At 66.5% G+C, this 11,920-nt stretch carries 10 protein-coding genes; 8 read left to right on the top strand and 2 right to left on the bottom strand.

Going from position 1 to position 11,920, the window contains the following annotated elements; genetic code table 11:
• Positions 1 to 43 precede the first annotated feature (43 nt).
• On the top strand, positions 44 to 1,285 hold the full coding sequence (dinB, locus tag FJ940_RS20205; protein WP_140500065.1) for a DNA polymerase IV: 1,242 nt from the start codon (positions 44 to 46) through the stop codon (positions 1,283 to 1,285).
• A 47-nt stretch (positions 1,286 to 1,332) separates the two neighbouring features.
• Here dinB and FJ940_RS20200 read toward each other — a convergent pair whose 3' ends face one another.
• Positions 1,333 to 1,866: a sterol desaturase family protein gene (locus FJ940_RS20200; protein ID WP_140500066.1), complete on the bottom strand. Its 534-nt coding sequence runs from the start codon at positions 1,864 to 1,866 to the stop codon at positions 1,333 to 1,335.
• Positions 1,867 to 2,146: 280 nt separating this feature from the next.
• Positions 2,147 to 3,331 (bottom strand): Gfo/Idh/MocA family oxidoreductase, encoded by a 1,185-nt coding sequence (locus FJ940_RS20195; protein ID WP_140657687.1) that lies wholly within the window; start codon positions 3,329 to 3,331, stop codon positions 2,147 to 2,149.
• Between the two features lie 331 nt (positions 3,332 to 3,662).
• On the opposite strand from FJ940_RS20195, the gene FJ940_RS20190 reads away from it, so the two are divergent.
• The 7 genes from FJ940_RS20190 to FJ940_RS20155 all read left to right on the top strand — a co-directional run bounded on the left by FJ940_RS20190 (position 3,663) and on the right by FJ940_RS20155 (position 11,838).
• Positions 3,663 to 4,556 (top strand): MurR/RpiR family transcriptional regulator, encoded by an 894-nt coding sequence (locus FJ940_RS20190; protein ID WP_140657686.1) that lies wholly within the window; start codon positions 3,663 to 3,665, stop codon positions 4,554 to 4,556.
• Positions 4,557 to 4,626: 70 nt separating this feature from the next.
• A complete protein-coding gene (locus tag FJ940_RS20185) occupies positions 4,627 to 5,409 on the top strand; it encodes an SDR family oxidoreductase (protein ID WP_140657684.1) in 783 nt (260 codons plus the stop codon).
• The gene (locus tag FJ940_RS20180) at positions 5,406 to 6,941 is read left to right on the top strand and encodes a mannitol dehydrogenase family protein (protein WP_140657682.1); all 1,536 of its coding nucleotides are present in this window, start codon (positions 5,406 to 5,408) and stop codon (positions 6,939 to 6,941) included. The genes FJ940_RS20185 and FJ940_RS20180 overlap by 4 nt, the downstream gene beginning before the upstream one ends.
• A gap of 38 nt (positions 6,942 to 6,979) precedes the next feature.
• A complete protein-coding gene (locus FJ940_RS20175; RefSeq protein WP_140657680.1) occupies positions 6,980 to 7,894 on the top strand; it encodes a sugar phosphate isomerase/epimerase in 915 nt (304 codons plus the stop codon).
• Between the two features lie 98 nt (positions 7,895 to 7,992).
• Positions 7,993 to 9,042, top strand: coding sequence for an ABC transporter substrate-binding protein (locus tag FJ940_RS20170; protein ID WP_140516043.1), 1,050 nt, complete (start codon positions 7,993 to 7,995; stop codon positions 9,040 to 9,042).
• A 277-nt stretch (positions 9,043 to 9,319) separates the two neighbouring features.
• Entirely contained in the window at positions 9,320 to 10,870 is a 1,551-nt protein-coding gene (locus tag FJ940_RS20160; protein WP_140657678.1) for a sugar ABC transporter ATP-binding protein, read from the top strand.
• Positions 10,867 to 11,838, top strand: coding sequence for an ABC transporter permease (locus FJ940_RS20155; RefSeq protein WP_140500081.1), 972 nt, complete (start codon positions 10,867 to 10,869; stop codon positions 11,836 to 11,838). Before FJ940_RS20160 ends, FJ940_RS20155 begins: the two co-directional genes overlap by 4 nt.
• Positions 11,839 to 11,920: the final 82 nt, after the last annotated feature.

Genomic DNA, 11,920 nt, shown 5'->3' with positions numbered 1-11,920 from the left:
TCTCTTTATGTTCCATACTCTACAACGTCGCGAGGAACCGGGGATGGAGCCCACCATCCTGCATGCCGATCTCGACGCTTTCTACGCCTCGGTCGAGCAGCTTCTCGACCCCTCGCTGCGCGGCAAGCCGATCGCGGTCGGCGGCGGCGTCGTGCTCGCCGCCTCCTACGAAGCCCGCGCCTTCGGCGTGCGCGGCGGCATGCCGGGGCGCAAGGCGCGCGAGCTCTGCCCGCAGTTGATTTTCGTCGGCGGAAATTTCCGCGACTACCAGCGGCTCGGCGACGCCGCGATGAAGGTGCTCGACGATTTCACGCCGCTGGTCGAGCGCATCTCCATCGACGAGGCCTTCGCCGATGTCGCCGGTTGCACGCATCTGTTCGGCCAGCCGCGGGAGATCGCCTCGACCATTCGCCGCCGCGTGCGAAGCGAACTCGGCCTGCCGATCTCGATCGGCGTGGCGCGCACCAAGCACCTGGCCAAGATCGCCTCGCAGGTGGCCAAGCCCGATGGGCTGGTGGTGGTCGAGCCCGGCACCGAGATCGCCTTCCTGCATGACCTGCCGGTCTCCCTGATGTGGGGCGTCGGCCCGGCGACCAGCGCGCGGCTGGCCGAGATCGGCGTCCAGACAATCGGCGAACTGGCCAGGACGCACAGCGGCGCGCTGGCGCGGCTGCTCGGCCCTGCCGCCGGCGAAAAGCTTGCCGCCTTGTCGTGGAACCGCGATCCGCGCAAATTGGAAACACGTCGCCGCGCCCATTCGGCCGGTGCCCAGTCGGCGCTTGGCCGCAAGCCGGCACTGGAATGCGTCTACATACCCGTCCTGCTGCATCTGGCCGACCGGGTCGCCAGCCGGCTGCGCGCCAAGGCGCGCCCCGGCCGCACGGTGACGGTGCGCGTGCGCTTCGCCGACCTCAGCGCCGTCACCCGCTCGATCACGCTCGACCAGCCGATCTCGGCGACGGTGATGCTGGCCGAGATCGCGACAGACCTGGTGCGGGGCGTGCTTGCCGATCATCCGCATGACAGGACGATTTCGCTGCTGGCGATCTCGGTCTCGCATCTGGAGGAAAGTGCCGAATTGCAGCTCGAACTGCCGCTCGGCCTCGCCGACGAAAAGCGCCGCCCCGGCACCAGGAAGGGCCTCGCACGCTTCGGCGCCGACCGCGCCATCGACAAGATCCGCGAGCGTTTCGGCAAACAGGCCGTCGGCTACGGCACCGTGGCGCTGGAGGCGGCCCGCTCGGTGCCCGACGAGTTCAGGGAATTGGCGCAGAAGGAATTGTAAGCGGGAATGGCTGTCTGCGCTTCCCGAATGGCGCACACCAGTTGGCTTCAGAGCCGCATCGTGCCGAAGACCCGATCCCAGAACAGCGACGTCACGCCGAAATTGACGTTTTCGTCGACATGATGATGCAGCGCGTGGCGGCGCTTCAGCGTGTAGAGATAGCTCGGATGAGTGGGATGCCAGTGATGGATCACATGGTGGATGCTGACGTACCATAGGTAGCCCAGCATCAGCCCGCAGCTCGCCGCGCTGGCGACCGCGAAATCCGAGACCATCCATACGGGAAAGAACGCGACAAGCGCATGCACGCCGAGGCTGAGCCAGGTCGGCGTGCCCACCGGACTGCGCTCCTCGACATGATGGCGGGCGTGCAGATCCCTGATCCAGGGAATGTGGTGAAGGACGAAGCGGTGCATGACGTATTCGATCAGCGTCCACAGACACAGGCACGCCAGCGCCGTCGCCAGCCAGCCTGGCGCGCTCTCTTCGCCGGCCTCGATAAGCCCGGCCACAGCCAGCAGGGCGATCGCCAGGGGGTAAACCACGAAGTCGCTGTAGTATCCAATGAGACCGAGTTCCATCGGAGCAAGCCTTCAACGCCGAAGAAGCGACAGATTGCCGAATGCGCGGGCGGGGAGCAACGCGGATGCGCCTGACATAGCGTCGCAATCACCTCGCGCAAGGTCGGCGGCAACGATTTGGAAGCCAGTCAACCGGCTGTTGCCTTCGAAACCAGCCTCGCAACGGGCTTGAAAAATGGCGGAACACAGCGCGGTCCCGAATGGACGGCCAACTCTTGATCGCCGTCAACCGCGCGGCACCGTCGGGCGTGGCCGCGATGTCACATTGGATGGCACACCCTCACCCGAACCTTGCCGCCGTCCACGCCCCGTCAGCCGCGTTCGACTCCACCGCCGCGGCGACGAACTTCACGCCGCGCGCGCCGTCGACCACATCGGGCACCTGCGCCGCCCGGGCCGCATCGACGGCGGCGCCCGAACGATGCGCGCGGATGATGTCGGCGGCGTCGCGGTAGAAATTGGCGAAGGCCTCGATATAGCCTTCGGGATGAGCGGCCGGCATGCGCGACACGCGCCGGCTTTCCTCGGTCGAGCCATGGCCGCCGCGCACGAGCGTGCGGCTTTCCTCGCCATATCTGGAGAAGCGCAGTTCCTCGGGCCGCGTGCCCGACCATTCAAGCCCCGCCTTGTCGCCATAGATGCGCACGGAGAGATCATTATAGTGGCCGGGCGACGTCTGGCTGGCCAGGATCGTGCCGCGTGCCCCGCCCGCCCAGCGCACCAGCACATGCGCGTTGTCATCGAGCCGCCGTCCCGGCACGGCGGTGAACAGGTCGGCCGACACCGTCTCGGCCTCGCGGCCGCTGATGAAACTCGCCAGGTTGAAGGCATGCACGCCGATATCGGCCAGCACCGCCGACTGGCCCGCGCGCGCCGGGTCGGTGCGCCATTCCGCCTGTTTCTGGCCGTCGGCATCGATCGGCCTGGTCAGCCAGTCCTGGATATAGGCGCCGTGCACGGAGACGATGCGGCCGAGTTCGCCCGCCGCCACCATCTCGCGCGCCTGGCGCACCATGGCGTAGCCGGTGTTGTTGAGGGTGACGACGAAGCGGCGATTTTTCTCCCGCGTCAGCGCCACCAGGGCTTGCGCCTCGCCCAGCGTCGTCGACAGCGGCTTGTCGCCGATCACATCGATGCCGGCTTCCAGAAAGGCTGTCGCGACCGGCGCGTGCAGGTGGTTGGGCGTGACGATGACGACCGCCTCGATGCCGTCCGGGCGCGCCGCCTCCGCCTTTGCCATCATGCGGTAATCGGCATAGCTGCGCTCCGGCGCGATGCCGATCTCGGCGGCCGAGGCGGCGGCGTTCCCGGGGTCGGACGACAGCGCTCCGGCCACCAGCGCGATCTGGTCGTCGAGCCGCATGGCGAGGCGATGCACCGCGCCGATGAAAGCGCCCTGCCCGCCTCCCACCATGCCGACGCGCAAACGCTTGCCCGCCGATCCGTCCGATGTCGCATAGACCATATTTGTCTCCTCCGATTTAAGGATGTTAAGCCAGCACCCACCGTCGAGTTCTGTAGCGCCCCCCTCTGTCCTGCCGGACATCTCCCCCACAAGGGGGGAGATCGGATGTCACGCCGGCTTTCGCCAAATTGCCAGCGTTGCATGAAAGGCGTCGCGGTCGACGCTGCCAATCTCCCCACCTGTGGGGGAGATGTCCGGCAGGACAGAGGGGGGCGCCATAGGGTGCTATGTTGAATGCATCGAACTTCTTCGCTGCAGAACAGCTACCACCCTCGAACAGGATTTCCAATTTTCATATTGTAAAACGATCGTATCGCGCTAGCCTGAAATCATGAGCGGGGCGCGCAAATCATCCGGACCCTCCAGCGCCGACGAGGCGACGACCCGCAAGCGCGGGCGCTCGCTGGCGGCGCTCGGCTATATCAAGCCGCAGACTTACGAGGAGCTGCGCGCGGTGCTGTCGTCGGGCACGGTCCATTTCCCCAAGCGGCTGCGCCAGGTCGCGATCTTCCTGTGGCAGCATCCGAGCGACGTCGCGCTCGGCACCATCGCACAGGTCGCCGCGCAGGCAGGGGTGCAGCCTTCGACGCTGGTGCGCTTCGCGCAGATCTTCGGCTATGCCGGCTTTTCCGATTTCCAGGGCCTGTTCAAGGACCATGTCAAGGCGTCCTGGCCGGAAGGGCGCGGCCAGGAACGCACGCCGCGCGTATCCAATGCCGACCTGCATTTCCTGCGCGGTATGGTCGGCGCCTCGCAGGCCTCGCTCGGCCGCATCGAAACCGGCTTCGATATCGAGAGCTTCGAGAAAATGGTGGCGTTGCTTTCGGCCGCCGAGCTGATCTACGTCATCGGCTCCAAGCGCGCCTTTCCCGTCACCAGCTATCTCTCGCTGACCCTGTCGCAGCAAGGCGTGCGCAATGTGCTGGTCGACAATGTCGGCTCCACCGCGCTCGACCAGATCGGCTGCATCGGCAGACGCGACGCGGTGCTGGCGGTCTCCTTCAGTCCCTACAATTCGATCACGCCCGACCTCGTCGCGGTCGCCCACGAGCGGCGCGCGCGGATCGTCACCATCACCGACAGCACTTTTTCTCCGCTGGTCAAGTTCTCGGACACCTGGCTGGAAGTGGTGGAACAGGATTTCGCAGGCTTCCGCTCGCTGGCGGCGTCGCTCGCCGTCGGCATGGCTTTGGTCCATGGCGTCGTGGCCCAACGGGCAGAATGATTGCGCGGTTGACTAACGGGAACTGACATTCCATATCTTAAGAAATAGAAACTTTGTTCCGGGAGGAGGAATGGAGCTTCAGCTCGACGGCAAGATGGTGCTGGTCACCGGCGCGACGCAAGGCATCGGCCGGGCAGTCGCCGAAACCTTGGCGCGTGCCGGCGCCGGCGGCCTGCTGGTCACCGGCCGCGACGGGACGCGCGGCGAGGCCGTTGCTGCGGAGCTCTCGCAAGCGGGCACGCCGGCACACTTCATCGCCGCCGAGCTTTCCGACCCGGCAGCCCCTGCCCTCCTGGCGCAAGCCTGCATCGACCGCTTCGGCCGTATCGACGGTCTCGTCAATGCCGCCGGCCTGACCGACCGGGCCTCCTTCCTCGATGCGACCCCCGACGACTGGGCCTCGCTGTTCGCCGTCAATGCCCGCGCCCCTTTCTTCCTCATGCAGGCGGCGATTGCCGACATGCGGAAGCGGGGCCAGGGCGGCGCGATCGTCAACATCCTGTCGATCAATGCCCATTGCGGTTCGCCCGAGCTCGCCGTCTATTCCGCCACCAAGGGCGCGCTGGCGACGCTGAGCAGGAACGCAGGCAACGCCCACCGCTTCGACCGCATCCGCGTCAACGGCATCAATGTCGGCTGGACCGATACGCCCGCCGAGCGCGTCATGCAGGCCGAGACGCTCGGCCACGGCGCCGGCTGGCTCGATGCCGCCAACGCCGCGCAGCCCTTCGGCCGGCTGTTCTCGGCGGAGGACGTGGCCAGGCTCGCCGTCTTCCTTCTCTCCGACGCCGCGGGACCGATGACCGGCTCGCTGATCGACCAGGAACAGTGGGTGATCGGAGCCAACCGGTGAGCACAGCCGCGCCCGAGACGCTCGGTCCGGCCTTGCTCGGCCGCCTGCCGGCGACGGTGCAAAGGCCCGGCTATGACCGTGCCTTGCTCCAGGCAGGCATGGCGCACCTCGGCGTCGGTGCCTTCCACCGCTGCCACCAGGCCGAATACACCGACGACCTCCTGGCGCGGAGCTTCGGCCGCTGGGGCGTGGTCGGCATCAACATCCGTCCGCCGGCGCTCGCCGATACGCTCGGCCCTCAGGACGGGCTCTACACCAGGCTCATCCGCCAGGAATCCCATGTCGAGGCCCGCGTCATCGGCAGCATCGTGCGCGTTGTCGATAGCCAGGCGAGCGCTATGCCCGCGCTCGAAGTGCTCTCCTCCCCGGACATCGAATTCGTGACGCTGACCGTTACCGAAAAGGGCTATTGCCATATTCCGGCCAGCGGCGCGCTCGACCTCGACCATCCCGACATCGTCCACGATCTCGCAAACCCGCTGACGCCGCGCAGCGTGCCCGGCATTCTGGCGCGGGCGCTGGAGCAACGCATGGCCGCGCATGGCCGGCCGTTGACGCTGCTCTCCTGCGACAACATCCCGGCCAATGGCACCATCCTGGAAAATGTCGTGCGGAGTTTTGCCGAACGGCGCGGCAACGGCCTTGCGGAATGGATCGCGGCCAATGCCGCCTTCCCCAGCGCCATGGTCGACCGCATCGTGCCGGCGAGCACGCAGGCCGATCTCGACGGTGTGGAGCAGCTTTTCGGTTACCGCGATGGAGCCGTCGTTGCCGGCGAGCCGTTCCGGCAATGGGTGATCGAGCAGAAATTCGCCGGCCGCGTGCCGCGCTGGGACCTGGTGGGGGCAACCTTCGTCGACGACGTCACGCCGTTCGAGCATCTCAAGATGCGTGTGCTGAATGGCGCTCAGACGACGCTCAGCTATCTCGGCGTGCTGGCCGGCCTCGAACACACTTTCGATGCGATGGCGGACCCGCTGCTGTCGGCCTTCGTGCGCCGCATGCTCGTCGAGGAGACTCTGCCAACGTTGAAGCCGGTGCCCGGCATGGACCCATCAGCCTATGTCGAGCAGAGCCTTGGCCGTCTGCAGAATACCGCGATCCGCCACCGCAACCACCAGATCGCTACCGACGGCTCGCAAAAGATCGTGCAGCGCCTGCTCAACCCGATCCGCGATCGGCTGGGCGAGGAAAAAAGCATTGCGCTGCTGTCGGTATCCGTCGCCGGCTGGATGGCCTATCTGATCCAGGCTTCATCCCGGTTCGGCCGGCGCTGGCCGGTGTCGGACCCCTATGCCGGCAAGATCGCTGGCATAGCGGAGGCAAGCGGACGCGACGTCCCGGTACTGGCTGCGGGCATCCTGGCGATTGACGCCATCTTCGATCCCGCCCTCGCCGCCAACGACATGTTCCGCAAGGCCGTCACATCGGCGCTCGACGGGCTGTTGTCGGACGATCCGATGGCAACCGTCAGGCATGCATGCGCGCAACCGGCAGATGAGCGGTTGAAGCAACCGGCACGATCTGCATAGTAGGAATCGGTCGTGAATTCACGACCGGGGGAGGCATTATGAGGCTTGGACTGCTCACCGCACCGTTCGCGGAGACGCCGCTCGACGCGGTCGCCGACTGGGCAAGCTCGGCCGGCTTCGAGGCGCTGGAAATCGCCTGCTGGCCGAAAGCCTCGGGCGCCAGCCGCCGCTATGCCGGCACAAGCCATATCGACGCCGCCGCGACCTCGCCGGCGCAGGCCAGGGACATCGCGGCAAATCTTGCCGGCAAGGGGCTGACCATTTCCGGTCTCGGCTACTATCCCAACCCGCTGCATCCCGATGCCGTCCACCGCAAGACGGTGATCGACCATCTGAAGCAGGTGATCGTGCTGGCCGCGAATATGGGCGTGCCCCTGGTCAACACCTTCTGCGGCGGCGATGCCTCGAAGACCGTCGACGTCAACTGGCAGCACGCGCTCGAGGTCTGGCCCGACATCGTCGCCCATGCGCGCGACCACGGCGTCAAGCTCGCCTTCGAGAACTGCCCGATGATCTTCAGCTATGACGAATGGCCGGGCGGCCACAACATCGCCTATTCGCCGCTGGTCTGGCGCCGCATCCTCGAAACCTGGGGCGGCGATGTCGGCATGAATTTCGATCCTTCGCACCTGGTCTGGCAGATGATCGACCAGGCCCGCTTCATCAGGGAATTCGGCCCCTACATGCTGCATGTCCACGCCAAGGACCTGATGATTGATCATGATGGTTTGTACGAGCGCGGAATCCTTTCGTCTGGCATAGGCTGGCAGGTGCCGCGCATGCCGGGGCTGGGCGATGTTGGCTGGAACGGCTTCTTCTCCGGCCTCTACCGTGCCGGCTATGACGGCCCGATCATCATCGAGCACGAGGACCGGTGGTTCGAGGGCAGCGACGATAAGGTCAAGCGCGGTTTCCTGCTTGCCCGCGACGTGCTGCGTCCCTTCGTCAAATGAAGGCGGAAAAACAACATCGAGGCGCCGCCTATCTCTTTCTGCGCGGCCCGTGTAACGACTTGGAATCGAAATGAAAATCAAAGTGGAGGAAATCTGAAATGAAGAAATACCTGACCATGGTGCCGCTGCCCATTGTTCCGCTCCTTGCCGGTGCTGCCTTGCTGGCCTCGATGGGCGCCTCGTCCGCCGAGGGCAAATACACGATCGGCATCTCCAACACCGTGCAGGGCAATGGCTGGCGCGAGGAGATGGTCTGCGCCATGAAGGCGCAGGCGCTGGCCTCCGGCGAAGTGACCAAGCTCAACATCGCCCACCGCAACACCGACGCCGCCGGGCAGCTCGAGGACATCCGCAACCTGATCAGCGCCAAGGTCGACGCCATCGTCGTCAATCCGGCTGATCCCGCCGGCATCAAGGCGGGGCTGGAGGAAGCCACCAAGGCCGGCATCGTTGTCGTCGCCGTCGACCAGGCGGTCACCGAACCCTCGGCCTACATCATCTCCAACAACCAGGAACAATATGCCTATCTCGGCGCCAAATGGCTGTTCCAGCAGATGGGCGGCAAGGGTGAGGTGTTTTACATGCGCGGCGCCGCCGGCGCCTCCGCCGACTCGGATCGCGACAAGGGCTTCAAGAAGGCGCTGGCCGAATTCCCCGACGTGAAGGTCGCGCAGGAAGTGTTCACCGGCTGGCAGCAGGACCAGGCCAAGCAGCAGATGCTGTCCTTCCTCGCCACCGGCACACCGTTCAACGGCGTGTGGACCTCGGGCATCGACAACGTCATCGTCGACGCGCTGGTGGAATCGCAGGCGCCGATGGTGCCCGTGGTCGGCGCCGACAATGCCGGCTTCGTCGGCCAGCTGAATTCGGTCAAGGACCTGGTCGGGGCCGCCGTGACCAATCCCGGCTCAATCGGCGGCGCCGGCGTGACGCTCGCGCTCCAGATCCTCGACGGCAAGAAGCCGGCGCAGCAGACCGTTCTGGTCGAGCCGCAGCTCTGGGAAAACGCCACCGAGGAAGGCAAGGCCAAGCTGAAAGCCGCCGCCGATCCGTCGCTCAGCCCGGAATGGCCGGTCTCGATCTCGATCCCGGACTGGACGACCTACACCAAGGACCAGATCGTCGCGTGCAAGGGGCCGGGGGAGTAAGGGCTATTTTGACTGGCTAGCGAGGATGGCGTTTGCCGTCCCCGCCAACCAAAGGTTTGATAGGTTAGCGCTCTACGGCGCCCCCTCTGTCCTGCCGGACATCTCCCCCATTTGGGGGGAGATTGGCAGTTTCGGCGCCGGCTCTCGTCTTGCCACGTTGAAAATTGGCGAAAGCCGAAGTTACGGCCGATCTCCCCCCTTGTGGGGGAGATGTCCGGCAGGACAGAGGGGGGCGCCGTAGAGCGCCAGCAATTGAGTTTCTGGTACGGACAGCAATTTGACCACCAAACCCCTCCTCGACGCCTCCGGCGTCGCCAAGAATTACGGCGCGGTTGCCGCGCTGCGCGACGCGTCGCTGTCTGTCCTGCCGGGTGAGGTGCATGCCCTGATGGGCGCCAATGGCGCCGGCAAGTCGACGCTGGTGAAGATCCTGACCGGCGCGGTTCCTGCCTCCGCCGGGCGCGTCCTGATCCGTGGCGAGGCGCGCGACATACGCTCGCCCGCCGCCGCGCGCCGCGCTGGCCTTCTGCCCGTCTACCAGGAACCGTCGCTGATCCCCGATCTCGACATACTGTCCAATCTGCGGCTGACCGGCACGCCCGTCGAGCCGTTCCGCGCCTGGGTGCGCGAACTTGGCATTCCCGACCTCGACCTGCGCGACACCGCGCGCGACATTCCGCTGGCGGTGCTGCGCGTGCTCGACCTGGCGCGGGCGCTCGCCGTCGAGCCCGACGTGCTGCTGCTCGACGAGATGACCGCGGCGCTCCCCGCAAATCTTGCCGAAAAGGTACTGGAAGTCGTGCGTCGCCAGGGCGACAGCGGCCGCGCCGTGATCTTCATCTCGCACCGCTTCGTCGAGATCTCGGCGCTCTGCGACCGCGCCACCGTGCTGCGCGACGGCGCGACCGTCGGCGTTCTCGACATCGAGCCCGGCGTGGAGGAAAAGATCGTCGAGCTGATGCTCGGCGCCCGCATCGAGAAGACCAAGGTGGCCGCCCGCGCCGCCGGCCAGGCCGCCACATCGGCCCCTGCCCGCCCGCGTCTCGCCGTGCGCAATCTGCGCGTCGGCACCAAGCTCAACGACGTCTCCTTCGATCTCGCCGACGGCGAGGTCGCCGGCGTCGTCGCGCTCGAAGGCCAGGGCCAGGATGAATTGTTCGCCGCCCTTGCCGGCTCGATCAAACCGTCCGGCGGCACGATCGAGGTCGACGCCCAGCCGGCGAAATTCACCCATCCGATCGACGCCATCCGCGCCGGCATCGCCTATGTGCCGGGCGACCGTTCCGAAGCCCTCGCCATGCAGCGCTCGGTGCGCGAGAACATCGCGCTGCCCTTCAGCGCCGCCTTGCGCAACTGGGGGCCGATCGCCATGCGCAAGGAGCGCGCCACGGTGGCGAGCGCCATCGCGCGCCTCCAGATCGACACCCGCGCGCAAGGCGAGGTGCAGCGCCTGTCCGGCGGCAACCAGCAGAAGGTGACCATCGCCCGCTGGATCGCGGCGGATGCCCGCACCATCCTGTGCTTCGACCCGACGCGCGGCATCGATGTCGGCACCAAGCAGGAGATCTATAAATTGCTGCGCGAGCTCGCCGGCCACGGCAAGTCGGTGCTGTTCTACACCTCGGAACTCGAAGAGGTGCAGCGCGTCTGCGATCGCGTCATCGTCATCTTCGGCGGCCGCGTCGTCGATATCTTCCCGGTCGAGGAGGCGGACGAGCCGGCACTGATGCGCGCCGCCTACGGCCTGCCGCGCGGCGCCAAGGCCGATGTCGGCATTTTGGCGGACCCCACAGCAAATACCCCGGATGCACCGGAGGCGACGCCATGAGCCATCTCCTGCGCCGCCAGGGCTGGGTCGCCGGCCTGTTCGCCCTCCTCGTCGTGCTGTTCGTCGTCACCAAGCTGATCCAGCCCGGCTATGGCAGCGGCGATTTCGGCTCGCTCGCGCGGGCCGTCTTGCCCTACGCCTTTGCCGTGGCCGCGCAGACCGTCGTCGTCATCGCCGGCGGCATCGACCTGTCGGTCGCCGCCATGATGGCGCTGACCAGCGTCACCGCCGCCTCGATGATGGCCAGCGCCTCGGAAGAATACGCGCTGTTCGTGGTGCCTTTCGTACTGGCCATGGGTTTTGTGCTCGGCGCGCTCAACGGCCTGCTCATTGTCGTCACCCGCGTCCCCGACATCGTGGTGACGCTCGCCATGCTGTTCGTGCTGCAAGGGGCAGCGCTTCTTGTGCTCGGCGCGCCGGGCGGCGGCGCCGCCGAATGGCTGAAGGCGATGATTTCAGGCACGGTCCCGATACCCGGCCTGCCGCAGAACATCGACGCCTGGCTGCCGAAGGCTCTGCTGGTGCTGATCATCTGCCTCTGCATCGTCTGGATACCGCTGAGGCGCTCGCGCCTCGGCCTGTCCATCTACGCCATCGGCTCGAGCGAGCTGGCGGCGTTCCGCAGCGGCGTGCCGGTCAAGCGCACCCGCATCATCGCCTATGCGTTGTCGGGCCTGTTCGCGGCCATGGGCGGCCTGGCGCTGACCATGAGCACCGGCATCGGCGCTCCTATTCCCGGCCCCTATCTGCTCGCCAGCGTCGCGGCCGTGGTGCTGGGCGGCGTGGCGCTGGGCGGCGGCAAGGGCGGCCTGCTCGGCCCCATCGTCGCCGTCTTCGTGCTGCGCCTGGTGCGCACCGATCTCACCCTGCTCGCCATCGATCCCAACGTCACCGCCATCATCGAGGGCCTGATCATGGTCGCCGTGGTGATGTTCGGGGCTTTCATTACGATGCGGGGGCGGCAATGATGAGTGGGCGTGAAATGTGGCGCAGCGCTCTACGAGGCCCCCCTCTGTCCTGCCGGACATCTCCCCCTCAAGGGGGGAGATT

The organism is Mesorhizobium sp. B2-3-7, from assembly GCF_006442695.1.
Taxonomy (GTDB): Bacteria; Pseudomonadota; Alphaproteobacteria; order Rhizobiales; family Rhizobiaceae; genus Mesorhizobium.
The sequence above is the reverse complement of the archived record's forward strand: the minus strand, read 5'-3'. Positions and strand labels throughout refer to the sequence as shown.